This is a genomic window from Bacillus sp. FSL K6-0994, from assembly GCF_038630815.1.
Classification (GTDB): Bacteria; Bacillota; Bacilli; order Bacillales; family Bacillaceae; genus Bacillus; species Bacillus safensis.
This window is the reverse complement of the sequence record NZ_CP152043.1, coordinates 1866182-1885325: the sequence shown is the minus strand read 5'-3', so window position 1 is coordinate 1885325 and position 19144 is coordinate 1866182. Positions and strand designations below refer to the sequence as shown.

Below are 19144 nucleotides of genomic sequence, written 5' to 3'. Positions count from 1 at the left end.
ATGAACAAAACAGCAGTCGCCAATCAAACAGATCAGCTATTAGAAGAAATCGCTGCCTATGCAGTAGACGGAGAAATTACAAGCAAAGAGGCCATTGAAACCGCGCGGTATGTGCTCATAGACACGCTCGGGTGCGGAATGCTGGCGCTCAATTTTCCAGAATGTACGAAGCACCTTGGACCTATCGTACCTGGAACTGTTGTGCCTAACGGAGCAAGAGTTCCCGGCACTTCGTTTGTGCTAGATCCTGTTCAAGCGGCTTTTGATATTGGCTGTATGATCCGCTGGTTAGATTATAACGATACGTGGCTTGCACAGGAGTGGGGTCATCCGTCAGATAACTTAGGCGGAATATTAGCTGTAAGTGATTATATCAGCAGAACACGCCTTGCAAACGGAGAAGAGCCGCTAACGATGAATGACGTACTCCATGCAATCGTCAAGGCACATGAAATTCAAGGTGTCCTTGCTTTAGAAAATTGTCTAAATCGAAATGGATTGGACCATGTGTTATTTGTCAAAGTGGCAACAAGTGCAGTTGTGTGTGCAATGCTTGGCGGAACAAAGGAAGAGGTCCAGCATGTTTTATCACAAGCGTTTGTTGATAATTCCCCCCTTAGGACGTATCGCCACGCCCCAAACACAGGATCGAGGAAATCATGGGCAGCGGGGGATGCAACAAGCCGCGGAGTGAGGCTGGCCATGATGACACGTAAAGGGGAAATGGGTTATCAAACGCCTCTCAGTGCAGAGAAGTGGGGCTTTGAAGATGTTCTTATGAAAGGAAAACCACTTACGCTCGCCCAGCCCCTTGGATCATACGTCATAGAAAATGTTCTTTTCAAAATTGCTTATCCTGCTGAGTTTCATGCACAGACAGCTGCAGAGGCGGCTGTGATGCTGCATGACGCTGTAAAAGATCGTTTAGATGAAATTGACCGGGTAGAGATTACGACACATGAGTCAGCAATTCGGATTATTGATAAGAAAGGGCCGCTTTATAATCCGGCAGACCGTGATCATTGCTTGCAGTATATTACAGCCATTGGACTGATCTATGGTGAACTGACAGCTGACCATTATGAAGAAGAAACGGCGCAAAATCCAGCCATTGATCGTCTTCGTGATCGAATGATTGTGAAAGAGGATAAACGTTACACAGAGGATTATTTAGATCCGAAAAAGAGATCGATTGCAAACTGTGTACAAATTTTCTTTAAAGACGGGACGATGACAGACCGAATTGAAATTGAATACCCGCTTGGTCATCGCAGAAGAAGACAGGAAGGCATTCCGCTGCTTGAAAAGAAATGGGTCTATCATTTAAAGACAAGATTTCCACAAAAGCAAGTGGATCAAATTGTGTCACTCTGCCAAAATCCAAATCAATTAAAAACAACAACAGTACCAGCATTTATGGACTTATTCGTCATATAAGGGGGAGCTAGCGTGTGGATCGTGAATGAAGAAAGAAGTCAGGCTGATTTAGCCGCAGCCTTTAAAGAACAAATGAACAAATCAGCTTTATTTCAAATTCCAGGCGTTCACGATGGAATGTCTGCGCTCTATGCGAAAAAAATGGGCTTTCAAGGGCTCTATTTATCAGGTGCCGCTTTTTGTGCCAGCAAAGGACTGCCTGATCTCGGCATGATCCATTCAACAGAAATGGCAGAAAAAGCGAAGGAGATGATTCGAGCTTCCCAGCTGCCGCTTTTGGTCGATATGGACACAGGTTATGGCGGTGTTTTAAATGCAGCAAGAGCGGCAAAAGAAATGGTTGAGAGCAAAGTGGCAGCTGTTCAAATTGAAGATCAGCAAATGCCGAAAAAATGCGGGCATTTAAACGGGAAATCACTCGTTCCAGTAGAAGAAATGGTCTCAAAAATCAAAGCCATCAAACAAGCGGCACCAACGCTTTTGGTGATTGCGAGAACCGATGCAAAGTCCGTAAATGGAATGGAGGATGTCATCCGCCGGGCCAATCTTTACGTAGAAGCAGGAGCTGATGCTATTTTTCCTGAGGCACTCATCACAGCAGAGGAATTCACGCATGCCTCAAACCATATTAAAGGTCCGCTCCTTGCAAACATGACGGAGTTTGGCAAGACGCCTTATTATCATGCAGACGAATTTTCTATGTTTGGCTTTCAAATGGTCATTTACCCTGTATCATCACTCAGAGTTGCTGCAAAAGCATATGAGCGTTTATTTACAGAAATCATGGAAAAGGGAACGCAGCAGGGGATACTTGGGGATATGCAAACGAGGAAAGAGCTGTATGAAACGATTCATTATGATGAATATGAGGAAATGGACCAGCATTTAGCGAAAACAATCCTGCCGGAAATTGGGAAAGAGCAGCGATAAAATGAAAAGCACTTCCTTTACGGAAGTGCTTCAGCGTGTAGACAAACCCTCGCATTCGTTGTCAGTCCTGCGCGCTGGTGCTCACGAATGTCAATTCGCTCCGCGCCAGTGCTCGTCCTTCCTAGACTGCAAAGGTTTTCTATCACGCTGAAAAAAGACAAAGTGCTAAAATAAAGATTATTTTAGCACTTTGACAACAATCTGAAACACTTCCTTGACGGAAGTGCTTTTTTACGATGATGGTGTGGATGAAGAAGCCAATTTCATCTTTTCTTCAACTGTTTTCGTTTTTTCTTTTACTTTTTCAGCGTAAGTGAAGTCACCGTAGCAATACGGATAGCGGAAGTTATCTTTGTTGCCGCCGCACGTATAGACCTTGGGATTTCGTTTCACTTGCTTTTTGGAGTATTGCTTTGCCAGTTTCTCGGAATGTTTTCCCCCGTTTTTTGCAACAAAATCAATATAGCCGATTCCCATGTTATAGCTTTGAATAATGGTTTCCAAATCAACGCCTTTTTTCTTCCCATGCTTGTACATAGTCGAAAAATGATGGACTCCTTGTTTAATGCTTTTCTGAGGGTCATTGATTTCATTTCGTTTCAAACCAAGAGATTCAGAGGCCTGCATTGGATCTCCGCCTCTGCCTTTTGATTCTTGATACATCATACCGAGGATTAACCCGGTATACTGATCTAAATCTTGATCTCTTAACTCTGTTTCTACAAGCGGTTTGTAATCATCCAATCTCGACAAAACAATTGATTCCGTATCAATCGGCAGCTTTTTTAACTCCTTTTGATTAAAGGAGATGGCAATGGCTGCTAATACGAAAACAAAGAGAAAAATCGTGAAACAGCCTGAAATGGCAAAACATCCTGTTTTTTTCTTTTTCAAGGTCAGTTCACCCCTGTTTTGCCCCGCTTTTAAAAGGGAAGTACAGCCTTTTTATTATGCCATATCCTGTGCAGGATACCAAGTGAAAACCTTATAATCAATCATATCCAAACGTAAATTCAGGTCGTGTTTTCAGCCTGAAGCAGAAATAAACAAAACCGATAATCAGCCACATCATGCCAATGATTAATGCATTTGTACTGATGCTCGTTAACAGCCAAATGCAAAACGCCGTCCCGCATAGAGGGATCACGGCATATCTCAATGTATTCAGTACACCTCTTTGTTTTTGTCTGACGAAAAAGTATGCAAAAACAGACAAATTCACAAAGGTAAATCCAATTAACGCGCCGAAGCTGATAAAGGAATAAATGACTTCAAGTTCGCCAACGACTGCGGTTAAGGAGAAAGCTCCGATTAATAGAATATTAAAAACAGGGGTTTTTAATCTCGGGTGAATATACCCGAAGAAACGCTTCGGTAACGATTGATCTCTTCCCATTGCATATAAAAGCCTTGCTGCACTCGCATGTGACGATAAGGAGGAAGAAATGACAGCGACCATTGTGCCTGCTAAAAAGAACGAGTGGAGAAATGCGCCGCCCACAAATTCTGCAATTTCAAGTGAGGCTGCATCAGGATGCTTGAACTGCTGAAAATTTGGAAACACCTGCTGCAAAAAATAAGACGTCAAAGTAAACAGTACGCCTCCAATCGCAACTGTTAAGAAAATGGCAAGCGGAATCGTCTTTTTTGGTTTAATGGTTTCCTCAGACATCGTCGAAATGGCATCAAATCCTAGAAAGGAGAAACATAAAATGGTCGCTCCTGAAAAAATAAGCGCTGGATCTAAGCTCGCTGAATAAAAAGGCCGGGCTGACAATAACTCTCCACTGCCAGTGTTTTGTGTGAGCCCATAAATAACAAACCCAACAAAGGTGACGGCGACAATGACCTGAAACGTCACAAATAGCGCCGTAATGTTGGCTGTAAGCCGTATACCGATGACATTGACAGTCGTTATGGCGATAGCAAGTATGATGATCCAAATGTAATGAGGTACATCAGGAAAGGCTGCGGTTAAATAAGCACTACCGATCGCAAAATTCACCATAGGCAGAAATAAATAATCCAGTAAAAGTGTCCAGCCCACAAGGAAGCCGACATGAGGATGAATACTTTTTTGCGCATATGTATAAGCAGATCCTGCTTTTGGAAAAGCCTTCACCATATTCCCATAGCTAAGCGCTGTCAATAGTAATGCAAGTAACGTAAATATATAAGCTGCAGCGACGTGTCCTTTCGTCAGCTGAGCAACAATGCCGTATGAATCAAATACGACAAGTGGATCCATATAAGCAAGCCCGATCACAACAAGTGGAAAGACAGTCAGGCTGCGTTTTAGTCTTGGCTCTTCAGTCAATTTGCCTATCAGCTCCTCTAAAAAAATGAATAAATAATGCTCATTTTAAAAAGAATGCTACCAAGTGTCAATGCTATTTGAATAAATCTTTTTTCTAAAGTGTGCCCGCTTTGCACGCCGGACGTTTTAGTATATGATGATACATAGAATAAGTCGTGATTTGACTAACAAGAAAGGTGAAGCGAAATGAAGGAAGAACTGAATACAAATCAAGAACAGGAACGGATGGAGCTGGATGAAGAAAGTTTATTTCTTGTCTCCCAAACGTTTAAAGCCTTATCTGATCCGACACGTATTCGTATTCTGCACCTGCTGTCTCAAGGTGAATACTCGGTAAATGATATCGCAGAAACACTGAATCTCATGCAATCAACTGTTTCTCATCAGCTGCGTTTTTTAAAAAACCTTCGTCTCGTGAAATCTAGACGAGCAGGGACATCGATTTTTTACAGCCCTGAAGATCAGCATGTGATGGAAGTGCTTGAACAAATGATTCATCATGCACAGCATGACTAATAAAAACCTTCCTACTCAAATAGGAAGGTTTTTACGCATGATGCGTATGTGCTACTCGTTTACCTGCTTTCATCATTTGATAAGAAAAAACAACATAGTAAGCAGCTAACAGAAAAAAGCTGAGCATGGTCATGGCATCATCACTCACAATATGCTGATACAGTTCAACGACACCAATCTTTGTGAGCGAATGGTTCGTCAGTTCACCCAGCTTAAAACTAAGTCGAGATAAAAATAAGCATAAAATGAAGCTTTCAATCCATTTACTCGTTTTCACGTAAAGACGGCCATTTTCTTCTTTCATGCGGATCGTCTCATAGGCATGAACGGCCAGACTGCTTCCAAAGAGCATACCAATAGCGGCATAGATGAAAATGCTGTGATTTTGCCAGCCTTCTAATAAGAGAATAAGGGCAGTGAGTCCAAATACATACATTCTCATCAAAAGACTGATCGGGCGCACAAGCTGATAGCGTCTCATTCGATTCATTCGAAAGATGATGCAGATCAGCATAATGCTCCCAATGATGAATAACTGCCACACGTGATGTGTCATGATGCAACCTCCTCCTGCATGTGCAGGGATGTAAACGAATGCTGGCTGTTCCTTATCTTTACCATTCTTTCTTTTTTTATCAAATCAAAACCTACATTTATGAAAAAGAGGAAAAGGCATGAAAATCGATCGTATTTTGTCTATTGTGATGCTGCTCATTAGCAAAAAGCAAGTACAAGCGAAGGACCTCGCTGAACTTCACGAAGTGAGTGTGAGGACGATTTATCGCGATATTGAGACCATCAATCAAGCCGGGATTCCTATTGTGACAACACAAGGAGCTGGCGGGGGCATTTCACTCGTTGACGACTATCGTTTAGAGAAAAAATTATTTACCGATGATGACATTGAGCTGATTTTAACAGCCCTTGAAAGCATGACGAGTGCATACTCCTTTAAAGAAAGTGAACATGTACTGAAAAAAATCAAATCTCTCATTCCCCCACATACCGATGAAAGCGAGAAACAGCACCATGTCTTTATTGATTTAAGCTCCTGGGGGAAAGACAGCCAGGCAGAGAAGAAGCTCCAGCTGATCCATACAGCTGCTTCCGCGCATCAATTCATTCAATTCACTTATCGCAACGCAAAAGGTGAAACACTTCCACGTAAAGTGGAGCCTTATACGCTTGTCTTAAAAGGAAGGCATTGGTACTTGTATGCGTTTTGTTGTGTGAAAAATGATTTTCGTCTATTCAAGCTGACCAGAATGACAGACCTCATCACCATTTCAGCTTATTTCAGGCCGAAAAGAATCAAAAACGAAGAGAAGCCTTGGAATGACTCTTGGCATGAAGAACCTTCAGTCACAACGCTCACGCTTAGGTTAACGGAAACATCAGTTGGCAAAGTGAAGGAATGGGTGGATGAGAACGAATTGATCATATGTTCAGACGGAACCTATCTGGCAGCATTGACCGTGCCGCAAGATGATTGGCTGCACAGTTTCCTATTCCATTTAGGACCGGACGCCGACATTCTTTCACCTCAGCACATCAAGGAAGCATTTGATCTCCAATTAAAACAATTTATGAAGCGAATAGAAACTTGACACACTGTTGTCAGGTTTCTTTTTATATGATGGGAGAAAAGGAGATGAGAATGTATGTACGATATCGTCACATTAGAGAAACAATGGATCAAAGGGTTGTCTGTTCGAACAACAAACGAAATAGAGAAGACAAAAGAGCGTAAGATTGCACCGCTCTGGCAGGAATTTTTTGCGCAGCAGCTACATGGGGGACAAGCTCCAGTCATAGGGCTGTATTCAGATTATGAAAAAGATGAACATGGTTCTTATTTATTTACAGCTGGAGAGTTCGCGGATCAGCAGATCGAACATGTAAAAGAGATTCCTGCGTCCACCTACGCAAGATTTCAAACGAGAAAAGGACCGATTGAAGAGGTCGTGCTTGAAACATGGCACAAGATTTGGACGTGGGATCAGCGTCAATACCGCACTTATACAGGTGATTTTGAATGGTATGATGAAAGATCTATTGATCCAAAAGAAGCGCAAATTGATATTTACATTGCGGTTGATGAAAAAATGATTGCTAAAACTAATGCTATTAGTTAATATAAAACTAACGATATTAGTTTTAGGAGGGCAATCATGAGATTAACAACTTTTGACCGTCTGCACCAGCTTACATTGATGCCGCGATTATTTCCGGTAAATTGCTATGTCTTTGAGGAAGAGGAAGGACTCATCTTAATTGATGCTGCTTTAAAAATGGCGGCGAACTCGATCATCGAATTTGCCCGTAAAAAGAACAAACCAATTCATAAGATTATTCTCACTCATAGCCATATGGATCATATCGGCGCATTAGATGAGGTGAAGAAGGCTTTTCCAGAGGCAGTTGTCTATTTATCAAAACGTGATGCACGCCTTTTTGAAGGTGACTTTTCCTTGCTCCCTGATGAACCTCAGCAAAAAATTAAAGGCAGTTTTATGAAAAATATTCACACAAAACCAGATGTGCTTGTTGAAGAAGGAGATGAGATTGGGCCGCTCAAAGTGATTGCAACACCAGGGCATACACCTGGCAGCATTTCTTTATACGATGAAAGGTCAGGAGTTGTCATTGCAGGGGATGCACTTGTGACAAAAGGCGGCTTATCAGTAACGGGTGAGTTTCGGTGGAGCTTCCCGTTCCCGGCTTTTGCCACATGGGATGCAGAAACCGCACTAAAAAGCGCTGAAAAGTTACTGACATTGCGCATATCCTGTCTTGCTGCAGGACATGGTGACCTTATCATAGAGCCTCATGAAAAGCTTCAAGCTGCCGTTAAAAAAAGACAGCACCAGCTAAAAAAAGGAGGGCAGTAAACCGTGTCTCCAAGAATGGGAATTACACAAAAAAAAATTATGGATACAGCGGCTGCATTTGTTGATGAAGAGGGCTTCTCCGCTTTGACTATTGCTACATTGTCTAAAAGACTGAATATCAGGCCGCCTTCTCTTTATAATCATGTATCCGGCCTTCATGAGATTCAGGCAGCACTCGCAGTAAAAGGGCTCTCCATGCTTTGTGAGGAAGGGATGCAAGTCACAGAGGGGCTGGAAAAAGGAGAAGCTGTTTTAGCCTTTGCCAGACAATATGTGCACTTTGTCCGAGAACACCCAGGTCTTTATGAAGCTGCCTTTTCACATATGAACGAAAAAGAAGTACGTATTGCAGCAGAGCGCCTTGTTCAGTTTGTCCAAACCATCATGTCACGCTTTGGTGTAAAGGAAGAGGAAATGACACATGTCGTCAGAGGACTGAGAAGCTTACTGCACGGCTTCGGTGATATTTCTAATAAAAAGGGATTCCAACGAAAAGAACAGCTTGAAGAAAGTGTGAGTTATGCAGTTCGGCTCTATATCACAGGTGTATTGCAAAAAGAAGATCTGTCTATTTGACAGGTCTTTTTTTTACAGTGAACCGATATCATAGAGAAGCATCCTTCTGGAACCATTTTTTTGAGAGAAAACGAATAAAGATTTGACAGTTTTGTGAAACATGGTATGCTTATTATGTGAAATAATTCACATAGAGGAGTAGAGGCAGATGAAAAGAAAGCCTGTTTATGTGGAAACAACCATTCATGCACCTTTAGAGAAAGTATGGGAATATACGCAAAATCCAAAGCTTCATGAACAGTGGGATTTGCGTTTTTCAACCATTTCATTAAATGGACCTCAAGATGAACAGCCCCAAACCTTTTTGTATGAAAAGCATCTTGGATTTGGTGTAAGTGTCACAGGGACAGGAGCATATCGAACTAGAATGATGGATGAACGAAATGAAAGGTCATCCTCACTTAAATTCAAATCGTCACACCCGTTGTCTTTTATCAAAGAAGGCGGCGGCTATTGGAAATATGTGAAAACGAATGATCATATTGTGTTTCAAACGCAATTTGATTATGAACCGAAAGAAGGAAAAGGATGGGCGTGGGCAGATCGATTACTTTTTCGCCCGATGATGGGGCTTATGACGGCCTTTAGTTTTGGCGCACTAAAGACGTGGCTTGAAAAGGGTACGCACCCTCGGTTGTTACTGGAGAGAACACTTGCCCATTATGGAATTTGTTTGCTGTTTGCCATCGTCTGGCTATGCCAAGCGGTTATCCCTTTTTCACATTCTGCTTTTGATCATAGCACCGGATTTCGGTTGTTTTATGCCCTTATAGGCGTATCATGGCTGATACCTAAGCTATCAAAGAAATATTTGTTCATTCTTCAAAGTGTGTTTCTGCTGCTGATGCTTTGTATCGGGATCCTATCCCCCAAAACGACACTCCATGAGCCGCTTGTGATGAGTGCATTTTTGATCCTATCCATTGCAGGAATGATTAATTTAAAAGATTGTATAGACGTATTCTCGATCAAACGAAAAAGGGGAGGTAGACATGGTCGTTCATCGTCATCAAGTAAAGGATTACGATAAGCTTCATCCAAAATTAAAAGAGAGATACAACCGTGCGTTTACCGCTGAAGGCACTATGGAGGAAATAGGCGGCGGAACGAGGCTCATTCGATTTTTCTTCAAAATTGGTCCACTCTTTCGCTGTTTTTTCCCTGAGAGAGGAAAAAACATTCCCTTCCGAATTGTCAATAAACCCTTTATGACAAATAAGGGAGAGGAAGGCATGCACTGGTTCCGTACGTTTTATTTCCCAAAGAAGGAACGTCACTTTGATGCAGATATGATCATTGATCAGAAGAGTCATAAAGTACTAGACTATTTTGGAAAGCCTAGACTTCTTATGTCAGAGCTTCATTTTACAGTAACAAAGCATGGGTTCCTTCACATTCAATCCGGCCGGCAGAAGCTGTTGATGTTAGGACGTGAGTGGCCGCTGCCTTCATGGCTTTACGGTGTGTCAGATGTCACAGAAGGCTACGACGAGCACGCGGGTGAGTATACCATTGATGTGCATGTGAAAAATCGACTGTTTGGGACCCTTTTTACATATAAAGGCCGGTTTACTGAAAGGGTGATGTCTCATGATGAATAAATGGCATTTGATATCAAGCTTCCTCTTTATGTGCTGGTTTATCGCCACCCGTTTAATGACAGGTCCGTTAGCAGAGTTGTTTGTACTGATAGCGATTCTGTTTTTCCTTCCTGCAGTTTTAGCCTTTTTTGTGAAGGAAGAGAGGGAGAGTAAGCCGTGGATACTGCTCGGCTTTTTAATGAAAGCCTTTCCATTAGCTGCTCTTTGTGCAACGGCTGCATTCATCTATCATTCTGCCTTGTTTGCATCGGGATGGTTTTTGTATACGATTCTTTTGGCGTTATATGGCTGTACTCGTTTGCTGAAAAGGGGAATCTTTCCACTTCATGAATTGATGACGGGTGGTGCATGGATGTATCTCGCTTTAGGAGGGCTTTGGTTTTGGCTGTACACGGCAGATATACAGGTAATGACCTTTTCACCAATCATCGTGCTTTTGACCGCTATTCATTTTCATTACTCGGCTTTTTTTATCCCGCTTTTCTATGGATTATTAGGGAGAAATCGAGAAAAAGAGACAGCTTTATACAAAGCGGCAGGATGGGTGATTTTGCTGTCGCCTGTGATGATCGCTGTTGGGATTAGCTTCTCCCGTCTATTTGATACGTTCAGCGTCACGCTATATGTCATTGCACTCTACTTGTACGGTATTCTTTGTATGAAAACAAGGTTTCGATCGACTGTGGCAAAAGTGCTGATTGTGTTTTCTAGCTGCGTCTTAATGGGAACAATCGTGCTATCTCTTCTTTATTCCGCTGGCATGCTCATGCGCGTGACCTACATCAGCATTGATCAGATGATTTGGTTTCATGGCAGTATTAATGCCTTTTTTGTGATTTTACCAGGTTTGATTGGATGGCTGATCGAAGGGCCAAAGGATCAATTGAAGCAGAAGGACTTTCCGATATCAAAAGTGCATGGCCGTTTTCATTTAATCTCTTTTCAAAAGGAAAGAATGGGTGATCGAGAGAACCTAGGTTTAGTCAATTCACTTGATGATTTAAATGGAACGACATTTTCAGCTGAAAGGGTGTCACCTGTGATTCGAAGGTTTTATGAGAATACGATGGCGTTTACGTTAAAAGCAACAGTCTGTTTTCATTGGTGGGTGAGGCCGTTTGTTTTTTTACTTCAGCCCATGTTTAAGAAAATAGGCCAGCTCTATTTGGGAACATCTCGTAAGCCGTATGAAATGAAGGGACGTCTGACTGCATTTCAACATCCTAAAGAAGAGCGAAAGGATGTCAGGGCGTGGATTCGTTATAACGAAAAGGGGGAGCAGGTCTTTTTTGCACTTTATGCTCATCATCACGATGCAGCTGCGGGCTATATGAATATTGCGCTGCCGCTTCCATATTCTCAGCTGACCGCCATTTTAAAACCTTTTAATGAAAAGGAAGACTTTCTATTAAAAAGTGCATGTCCAAAAGGCAGTACCGGTGACGAAGGGTTGTATTTGCATACACCTTTTATCACCATGAAACTGCCAATGGAAGAAAGCTTTCATATGAAGCCGGAGACAGATAAAAGTCTCACAGCGGTTCATCAAATGAAGCTATTCGGTATTCCCTTTTTAACAATTCATTATCAAATTGACAGCGGGAAGCCATCCTGTTAGTCAATGATGTCACATGGTTCACCGTGCCGAATGATGTTCACAATCGCTTGCCCATCACTCGGATGATGATCTGCATACTGGACTGGCAACAGTGCAAAAAATACATAGTAGACTGAGAAGTAAGCAAACTGATAGAAAAATTGATGTTCTGGCAGGATATCATTGGCGATCATTGTATTCAGTATGAGAACACTGAGCAGGTTGCATAATGATCCGCCTAGGTAGACAAGAATGTGCGAGAACCGGTTATTTTTCCTCATTTCTTCATAGTGGCAAAATGCATCTAGAAAATAGATTCGTCTAATTTCAACAACGCCTACTTTCAATACTTTTTTGCCTCTGCCAAGAGCAAAAGAAACCTTTGCGCCAAACATCCATGCGACCATAATATGGCCAAGCTGATGCAAGATGGCAACGATAGGAAGAATGACGAAAAACGACCAGCAAAATGTCCACATATCTGATAATGTAAACAAGTGTTAACCCCTCCCCAATATATTTGGGAGGAAGCAGTAGGATTATTTGCCATTTTACTGAATTCATTTTCAGGATGCAAACATTTAATACACGACGATAAAAACATTATGTAAACTAAAGGGGGGTTTTTGCCGTGAATCGGCTTTTTGACTCACTTTTTTACGAAATGAATGTGCTACAATGAAAAAAACAATAGATGACTCTAGTAAATGAACTTACTCTTGAAAGAAGAGGAGAGAAACAGATGGCAGATATTGAACAGTTTTTGGCGTTAGATATTCGTGTTGGAACGATCATTGAAGCAGAATTCTTTGCAGAGGCAAGAGTTCCTGCATTGAAACTCAAGATTGATTTTGGTGAAGAGATTGGTTTAAAGCAATCCAGTGCTCAGCTGACAAAACGTTATACGGCTGAGAATCTCACTGGCAGACAAATCGTAGCAGTCGTCAATTTTCCGCCAAGAAGAATTGCAGGGTTCAAATCAGAAGTGCTTGTCTTAGGGGGCATGCCGTCAAAAGAAGACGTGGTTTTACTAGCCACAGATGAGCCTGTTGAAAATGGAACAAAAATAGGATAAGAAAAAAGACATCTTCCTGAGAAGATGTCTTTTGCGTATTGAGGCGGAATAACCACACGCCACATTCGTGTGTGTCTCAAGGAGACATGTTACCCGACTTACACAATTCAGCTCATCGCTTGATAAATATAGCATGGGATGAGCTGAATTGCAAGGCTTATTTTGTTATTGTGAGTGAAATAGTTACAAAAACTCATCTTATTTCGTTTGATATTGTCGAAAGTAAGTGAAAACAAACAATTCCAATCATAATATTGTTAATATTTAGGAATGAATTTGTGTTTTATCATTCAAACTTAGAATAGAGACTTAACAGTTACCCGAAACACAGTTTTGTGAATTTGAATAAACGAGGTTAAATCATCTAAGAAAGATCGTTGAAATCAGATGAAACGTACAGGGATTATTATCATATTTCCTCAACTCTTGGTGGATAATGAATAATGTTAACTGAATTTTCATCTGATTTTTTTATCCCTAAAGCATACTTAATAATATTAACTTTTTCAATTTCAGCACCTGCTAGAGAAAATGAAAACTTCCACCTTTTTGGGATTGAGTTGCTTTCTGGTTCTATACAAGATAAATGGTAAACCCACCTACTCGAACTCTTGTCAGGCGGTGTCATTTTTAATCCACCACCAGTTAATATATCGCCATCCCATTTAATCCAATAATCAAGACTTTGGGATTTTTTGATCTCAATATTTATGCTGTTATTTATCCTTGGACGAATACCTATTGCTAGTGCTGTGACCTCGTATGATTGAATAGGGGGGGATGTTATTTTATTTAATTCAACTTCCCAGGTATTTGAATCTACAGGGGAAGAAGACAAAATGCTCGTATCAATATTAAATGTATTTTGATCACTACCATTTATTGAAGTACCATTATTATCAAAAATATTGAACGAAGCCCAACCACTAGTGAGATAATAATCATTAGGTATAGTAACACGAGCAACTTCAGAATTATTAGTTGAATGCATAAAAAGCTTTACATCCCAATCATCAGCAGGATCAAATATAGCTACGACATAAAACCAAATATATCTAAACAGTGGATCATATGTTTTTGTATCAGCTTTTAATTTTGTGATTGACTCGGGATAAACAAATGGCGCAGGCCCTAAAGGTTTGTAATGTGACCAACCACCACCAATAATTTTATAACCTTTTGGAACTTCACAAGAAATATCATCTGTAAGATTTTCAGTATTACGTTTAAACCAAAATTGCTGAATATTAAGTTGTGGAGGTGCAGTTGCATCAACTGTATCCATTATACTTCCTTTATTAGTGATTATATTGATATCAAGAGCTTCGTCAGTGTTTCTTGTTATTATAAGAACTATTGGAAACCTAATAACATCGCCTTCTTTTAATACTGTATCACTAGTACCGCCGTGAATCTTAAACTGGTTTACAATGGGGTATTCATCCCCTTGACCAGTAGCTTGATACCATAAGGTTAATTTCCATTTGGAACCTGTTTGATTCAACTTAGTTAAAGTGTGTTTTAACCCAGGGCTATATTCAACTGGTTTTGGATCTTCATTTGGATCTTTAATTGGATCTTTACTTGGATCTTTTTGAGATGGATTGATTAGGGGTAATTCAATTTTCATACATGTTAACCAGGCTTCCAGAGCATCCTTATTTAATGTTGTAGATAGAATTTTCAAAGATTCTTTCTTGCTGATTTTCTTGATTTTTCCTTCGTTAAGATAATTCTGAAATCTTTTGAATTCGTCTCTTGACATATTTCCGTCTAAATCAAATCCGATTGGAAGTTCTTCAAATACAAATTCAACACCGAATGATAAACCATCTTTTTTTTTCTGTTGAAATTCTTCATAGGTACAAACTTTTAGCCATTCAAAAAGTAGTTCTTCAAAATTTCGTTGGTTATCTGTAATAATTTGGTCGAATATTCCATGTTTTAATAACTCATTACATTCTGCTGGCATAATACATCACCTTTTATTTTAGTTTTACTATAGAGTGTTAGTGATTTTGTTGAATTCTATTCTTACTTATAAAAACTAAATGGGATTATAAACAATTTTGAGGATATTCATGACAGGGAAAGTATTCCTAACAATTTTCCTCCGTTCGCACAGTAAGAAGAGCGGTAGAGGCAACCAGAAGCATATTCAAAAAGGCATCACGAAGAAGAAAATTGATTGGACCATTTCAAACTTAGACGTGCATCATGACAACTACTATATTGCTCATGACATATCTTAAGATGAGGGAGCCTCTGGGGTTAGAATCCAAGAGTATTAATTGGGAAAAAGCGTACATCTCAATACGCTAAACACAATGTAGGAAAGGTGATAAAGGTAACTCTGGTTTAGAGTCAGAAGTTAATTCATACATAAATGCTAAATACCTGAGTCACTATTTGATCGCTTGCAGAAGCATAAAAGAGTAGTTGAGAAGGACAAGAAAGGAACTGAAGTGGTTGCCATAATTGGATAAGGGGATTCCACTCATTACGTAAACAGCTAGGGTTATTAAAGATTAAACCTGTATTAAGACTCACTTGCTACGTATCTATTTAGTATTGGTGAAAGTCCAAAAATAGTAAGAGAATTGTTTCTTTTTGCTCTTAAATCTCTTACTCCAATTGTTCTGATAAGTTCTAACACCTTTCCCAGTCCATACTTCCATAATTTTTGAATTATCACTTTGTATAATCGTATTGTTTTCATGACTCCAGCTAGTAGTTTTGTTGTCCCAGAGGCAAATGTCTTACTTCTTGCTTCTGCTATTTGAAAAATTTACTAGGAAACTTTATATCTCGTTTTTGTCTTTTGACATGCTGTAAAAAAATAATAAGAAATCAATTATTTAGATTATTTTTTCAAAAAATATTGAAAAGTCAGATCAGATTTTATAAAATGAATTCATCTTAGTTTGTTTAGTCGATAAACTAAGATGAATTCCAAGTGATGATCCGACTATTAAAGGGGATGATTCCGTCATTCAAATCATTTGCTGCGTGTGTGGGCTAAGCTGAAAGATCAGATGTTCAGCTTCATTTTTACAACAAATTGAAAGCGCTTTATATTCTTCGCATTGACTGCTGCTGCCCTCCATCATCTGTTCGTTAGAAGAGGCTAAGAGAAGAAGGGAGAAAGCTCATGGTAAGTGAGAATTTAAAAAAGATTCGTATGTCTGAAAAAGTGGGATATGCTTCAGGAGATTTCGCATGTAACTTAATTTATGCAACTGTCTCTACGTATCTATTATTTTTTTATACAGATGTGTATGGTTTATCAGCGGCGGCAGCAGGGACGATGTTTTTAGTTGTCCGCGCCATTGATGCGCTTGCAGATCCGTTTATTGGTGCATTGGTGGATCGAACGAACAGCCGTTTTGGCAGGTTCAGACCTTACTTGTTATTCGGTGCGTTTCCTTTTGTAGTACTTGCTATCCTTTGCTTTACAACACCTGATCTTTCTGAAATGGGTAAACTCGTTTATGCCTACATCACGTATGTTGGTTTATCGCTTACATACACATTCATCAATGTTCCTTATGGTGCTTTAACATCAGCAATGACAAGAAATAACCAAGAGGTTGTCAGTATTACGTCTGTTCGTATGCTTTTTGCTAATCTCGGAGGTCTAGTTGTTGCTTTTTTTGTTCCTTTTCTTGCGACTTTTTTGAGTGATAAAACAGGAAATACAGCCCTCGGCTGGCAGATGACGATGGCTTTTCTCGGCGTTCTTGGCGGTGCATTACTTATTTTCTGTTTTAAAAGCACGAATGAACGTGTCACGCTTCAAAAGCCGGAGGAAAAAATTAAGTTCAGTGATATCTTTGTGCAGTTACGTGTCAATCGTCCGCTTGTTGTATTAAGCATTTTCTTTATTATTATTTTTGGCGTGAATTCGATCAGTAATTCAGTTGGGATCTATTATGTGACGTATAACCTCGGCAGAGAAGATTTAGTGAAATGGTACGGACTCATTGGCAGTCTTCCAGCATTAATGGTGCTGCCGTTTATTCCAAAACTGCACAAGCTGTTAGGAAAGAAAAAGCTGCTGAATTATTCATTATTGCTGAATATTGTAGGTCTTCTTGCGTTACTTGTGATACCGCCGAGTCAAATCACTTTAATACTGATTTTTAGGCTCGTTGCAGCTGCAGGAAGTATTACAGCCGGTGCTTACATGTGGGCGCTCATTCCTGAAACCGTTGAATATGGCGAATATAAAACAGGGAAAAGGATGGGCGGGCTCATCTATGCCATCATCGGATTTTTCTTTAAATTTGGGATGGCATTAGGCGGGATTGTGCCAGGGCTTGTACTCGATCGCTTTGGCTATGTTGCCAACCAAATGCAAACACCAGAAGCTTTACTGGGCATTTTAATCACGACAACGGTGATTCCTGTATGCTTACTGATTTTAGCGATGGTGGATATTAATTTTTATAACCTAGATGAAGAAAAACATAAAAAAGTCGTACGGGAGCTTGAGAATAGAGACAAAGTGTATCTCGATCATATGGACGATTTTAAAATGTAGGTCTCTGAAAGAGGAGGAAGTTCAATGAAGATTACCAATCCAGTGCTCAAAGGATTTAACCCCGATCCAAGTATTTGCCGTGTTGGAGAAGATTATTATATGGCCGTCTCTACATTTGAATGGTTTCCAGGGGTTCAAATTTATCATTCGAAGGATCTCGTCCATTGGCGCCTTGCTGCGCGTCCTTTGCAAAAAACGTCGCAGCTGGATATGAAAGGAAATCCTGATTCTGGCGGAGTATGGGCGCCGTGCTTAAGCTATGCCGATGGACAGTTTTGGCTTATTTATTCAGATATCAAAGTAGTGTATGGTCCATTTAAAGACGGTCATAATTATTTGGTCACGGCAAGCGAAGTGGACGGCGATTGGAGTGAACCGATCCGGCTCAACAGCTCCGGCTTTGATCCATCTTTATTCCATGATCAAAGCGGGAAGAAATACGTCTTAAATATGCTGTGGGATCATAGAGAAAAGCATCATTCCTTTGCAGGTATTGCCTTGCAGGAATATAGTGTGGCTGAAAAGAAGCTCATCGGTCAAAGGAAGGTCATTTTTAAAGGCACACCGATTAAACTGACAGAAGCGCCGCATCTGTATCATATCGGTGACTACTACTATTTATTAACGGCAGAAGGAGGTACCAGGTATGAGCATGCAGCAACGATCGCCCGTTCCTCACATATTGAAGGGCCTTATGAGGTTCATCCTGATAACCCGATCTTAAGTGCCTTCCACGCGCCTGAACATCCGCTTCAAAAATGCGGGCATGCTTCAATCGTTCAAACGCATACAAATGAATGGTATCTCGCTCATCTCACTGGCCGTCCGATTCAATCAAACAAGGAATCTATTTTTCAACAGAGAGGTTGGTGTCCTTTAGGAAGAGAAACAGCGATACAAAAGCTTGAATGGAAGGATGGCTGGCCTTATGTTGTAGGCGGAAAGGAGGGGACGCTTGAGGTTGAAGCGCCAAAGATCGAAGAAAAGGTTTTTGCACCAACCTATCATACAGTCGATGAATTTAGAGAATCAACACTAAATAGACACTTCCAAACATTAAGAATTCCGTTTACCGATCAGATTGGTTCGTTAACGGAGAAACCTCAGCATTTAAGGTTATTCGGCCGCGAATCTTTAACGTCTAAGTTTACCCAAGCATTTGTTGCGAGACGCTGGCAAAGCTTTTATTTTGAAGCAGAGACAGCTGTTTCGTTCTTCCCACAAAACTTTCAGCAATCAGCTGGTCTTGTGAATTATTATAATACGGAAAACTGGACAGCACTCCAGGTGACATATGATGAGGAACTTGGCCGCACGCTTGAACTATCTGTCTGTCAAAACCTTGCCTTTTCTCAGCCATTGGCACATAAAATCATCATTCCTGACGAGGTCACTTATGTCTATTTAAAAGTGACCGTTCGGAAAGAGACATATAAATATTCTTATTCATTTGATCAGAAAGAGTGGAAGGAAATTGATGTACCGCTTGAATCCATCCATTTATCCGATGATTTTATTCGAGGCGGGGGGTTTTTTACAGGGGCATTTGTCGGTATGCAGTGCCAAGATACGAGCGGCGAGCGTCTTCCTGCTGATTTTCACTATTTTCGCTATGAGGAAACAGACGAATAAGAAAGACAACTCGCTACGAGCTGTCTCTT

General features: G+C 40.6%; 19 protein-coding genes. 14 read left to right on the top strand and 5 right to left on the bottom strand.

Annotated features, from left to right (window positions below):
- Complete coding sequence (locus MHB69_RS09520; protein ID WP_024422674.1) at positions 1–1437, top strand: bifunctional 2-methylcitrate dehydratase/aconitate hydratase; 1437 nt, start codon at positions 1–3, stop codon at positions 1435–1437.
- Positions 1438–1449: 12 nt separating this feature from the next.
- Positions 1450–2367: a methylisocitrate lyase gene (gene prpB, locus MHB69_RS09515; RefSeq protein WP_268414005.1), complete on the top strand. Its 918-nt coding sequence runs from the start codon at positions 1450–1452 to the stop codon at positions 2365–2367.
- Between the two features lie 231 nt (positions 2368–2598).
- On the opposite strand, the gene MHB69_RS09510 is transcribed toward prpB, so the two are convergent.
- Positions 2599–3261: a lysozyme family protein gene (locus MHB69_RS09510; protein ID WP_041117684.1), complete on the bottom strand. Its 663-nt coding sequence runs from the start codon at positions 3259–3261 to the stop codon at positions 2599–2601.
- A 97-nt stretch (positions 3262–3358) separates the two neighbouring features.
- The gene (locus MHB69_RS09505; protein WP_327827551.1) at positions 3359–4684 is read right to left on the bottom strand and encodes an APC family permease; all 1326 of its coding nucleotides are present in this window, start codon (positions 4682–4684) and stop codon (positions 3359–3361) included.
- 186 nt (positions 4685–4870) lie between these two features.
- On the opposite strand from MHB69_RS09505, the gene czrA reads away from it, so the two are divergent.
- Positions 4871–5200 carry a Zn(II)-responsive metalloregulatory transcriptional repressor CzrA gene (czrA, locus tag MHB69_RS09500; protein ID WP_024422670.1) on the top strand — a complete coding sequence of 110 codons (330 nt, stop codon included), beginning with the start codon at positions 4871–4873 and terminating at the stop codon, positions 5198–5200.
- 31 nt (positions 5201–5231) lie between these two features.
- Here the strand turns inward: czrA and MHB69_RS09495 are convergent, their stop codons facing one another.
- Positions 5232–5756, bottom strand: coding sequence for a hypothetical protein (locus tag MHB69_RS09495; RefSeq protein ID WP_034280620.1), 525 nt, complete (start codon positions 5754–5756; stop codon positions 5232–5234).
- A 118-nt stretch (positions 5757–5874) separates the two neighbouring features.
- On the opposite strand from MHB69_RS09495, the gene MHB69_RS09490 reads away from it, so the two are divergent.
- From MHB69_RS09490 to MHB69_RS09460, 7 genes are all read left to right on the top strand, one after another.
- Positions 5875–6807 (top strand): YafY family protein, encoded by a 933-nt coding sequence (locus MHB69_RS09490; protein ID WP_342495515.1) that lies wholly within the window; start codon positions 5875–5877, stop codon positions 6805–6807.
- Positions 6808–6861: 54 nt separating this feature from the next.
- Positions 6862–7335: a GyrI-like domain-containing protein gene (locus MHB69_RS09485; RefSeq protein ID WP_342495514.1), complete on the top strand. Its 474-nt coding sequence runs from the start codon at positions 6862–6864 to the stop codon at positions 7333–7335.
- Between the two features lie 36 nt (positions 7336–7371).
- Positions 7372–8091: an MBL fold metallo-hydrolase gene (locus tag MHB69_RS09480; protein ID WP_061109243.1), complete on the top strand. Its 720-nt coding sequence runs from the start codon at positions 7372–7374 to the stop codon at positions 8089–8091.
- Positions 8092–8094: 3 nt separating this feature from the next.
- Entirely contained in the window at positions 8095–8667 is a 573-nt protein-coding gene (locus MHB69_RS09475) for a TetR-like C-terminal domain-containing protein (protein ID WP_335370962.1), read from the top strand.
- Between the two features lie 148 nt (positions 8668–8815).
- On the top strand, positions 8816–9697 hold the full coding sequence (locus tag MHB69_RS09470; RefSeq protein ID WP_342495513.1) for a hypothetical protein: 882 nt from the start codon (positions 8816–8818) through the stop codon (positions 9695–9697).
- A complete protein-coding gene (locus MHB69_RS09465) occupies positions 9660–10268 on the top strand; it encodes a DUF4166 domain-containing protein (RefSeq protein WP_034280637.1) in 609 nt (202 codons plus the stop codon). The genes MHB69_RS09470 and MHB69_RS09465 overlap by 38 nt, the downstream gene beginning before the upstream one ends.
- On the top strand, positions 10258–11886 hold the full coding sequence (locus MHB69_RS09460; RefSeq protein WP_342495512.1) for a YndJ family protein: 1629 nt from the start codon (positions 10258–10260) through the stop codon (positions 11884–11886). The genes MHB69_RS09465 and MHB69_RS09460 overlap by 11 nt, the downstream gene beginning before the upstream one ends.
- Here the strand turns inward: MHB69_RS09460 and MHB69_RS09455 are convergent.
- Positions 11883–12362, bottom strand: coding sequence for a site-2 protease family protein (locus MHB69_RS09455; protein WP_041109445.1), 480 nt, complete (start codon positions 12360–12362; stop codon positions 11883–11885). The two genes, MHB69_RS09460 and MHB69_RS09455, sit on opposite strands and share 4 nt — an antisense overlap.
- Before the next feature lie 245 nt (positions 12363–12607).
- Between MHB69_RS09455 and csaA the strand changes: the two genes are divergently transcribed.
- Complete coding sequence (gene csaA / locus MHB69_RS09450; RefSeq protein ID WP_034280640.1) at positions 12608–12940, top strand: chaperone CsaA; 333 nt, start codon at positions 12608–12610, stop codon at positions 12938–12940.
- Positions 12941–13349: 409 nt separating this feature from the next.
- Here csaA and MHB69_RS09445 read toward each other — a convergent pair whose 3' ends face one another.
- The gene (locus tag MHB69_RS09445; RefSeq protein ID WP_342495511.1) at positions 13350–14912 is read right to left on the bottom strand and encodes a hypothetical protein; all 1563 of its coding nucleotides are present in this window, start codon (positions 14910–14912) and stop codon (positions 13350–13352) included.
- Between the two features lie 109 nt (positions 14913–15021).
- Between MHB69_RS09445 and MHB69_RS09440 the strand changes: the two genes are divergently transcribed.
- From MHB69_RS09440 to MHB69_RS09430, 3 genes are all read left to right on the top strand, one after another.
- Complete coding sequence (locus tag MHB69_RS09440) at positions 15022–15192, top strand: hypothetical protein (RefSeq protein ID WP_342495510.1); 171 nt, start codon at positions 15022–15024, stop codon at positions 15190–15192.
- 899 nt (positions 15193–16091) lie between these two features.
- Positions 16092–17483: an MFS transporter gene (locus MHB69_RS09435; protein ID WP_034280643.1), complete on the top strand. Its 1392-nt coding sequence runs from the start codon at positions 16092–16094 to the stop codon at positions 17481–17483.
- 24 nt (positions 17484–17507) lie between these two features.
- Entirely contained in the window at positions 17508–19115 is a 1608-nt protein-coding gene (locus MHB69_RS09430) for a glycoside hydrolase family 43 protein (RefSeq protein WP_342495509.1), read from the top strand.
- The last annotated feature ends 29 nt before the right edge of the window (positions 19116–19144 follow it).